Annotated in this window: 1 protein-coding gene and 1 pseudogene; one reads left to right on the top strand and one right to left on the bottom strand. The window is 45.2% G+C overall.

Annotation, left to right across the window (positions count from 1 at the left end; genetic code table 11):
- A partial coding sequence (locus A3756_RS23490) for a ferredoxin family protein (protein WP_068554812.1) occupies window positions 1-268 on the top strand: 268 nt, incomplete at its 5' end.
- A 94-nt stretch (window positions 269-362) separates the two neighbouring features.
- Here A3756_RS23490 and A3756_RS28890 read toward each other — a convergent pair.
- Window positions 363-616 (bottom strand): annotated as a pseudogene (locus A3756_RS28890) (hypothetical protein); the annotation flags it as partial.

Here is a 616-nt window from a genome sequence, read left to right as displayed (position 1 = left end):
AGTTTGTCCTGTAGACTGCTTCTATGANGGCCCTAACTTTCTGGTAATCGATCCTGACGAATGTATCGATTGCGCACTTTGTGAGCCAGAATGCCCAGCTGATGCAATCTTTTCTGAGGACGAATTGCCTGCCGACCAGACGCAGTATATCGAGCTAAACGCCGAGCTATGTCAGACTTGGCCCTGCATTACCGAGCAAAAAGACCCGCTTCCAGATGCTAAAGAGTGGGACGGTGTTCCTAACAAGCTTCAATATCTAGAGAAGTAAATTCTTTAGTCGCCTTGTCGTTAACTGGCGTCAGATCGCTCGCTAACGACAAGCTCCTCTTAAATAAGAACTGCCTGGCCTCATTCACTTTGGCCTATTTAATTCTCAAGCTTTCCTTACAGCTTTTGCATACATATCTTGCATCACTTCTTACGATTCTATTGTGTCGAATTGCGCTCAAATCATGAATTCGATCGTGACATGCACAAATATATGCAAAGGTTCGTCGTGCCCTTTTCGCGCTTGAGAAGTTATGCCTTACCTTTGGCTCAACATTAAATACTTCTGACATAACCTGCTTCCACTGTCGTCCATGCGGCATTACCTTCTTGCCTTCATGATAGCGAC

Source organism: Oleiphilus sp. HI0086 (assembly GCF_001635225.1).
This window is presented reverse-complemented; position numbering and strand designations above follow the sequence as displayed.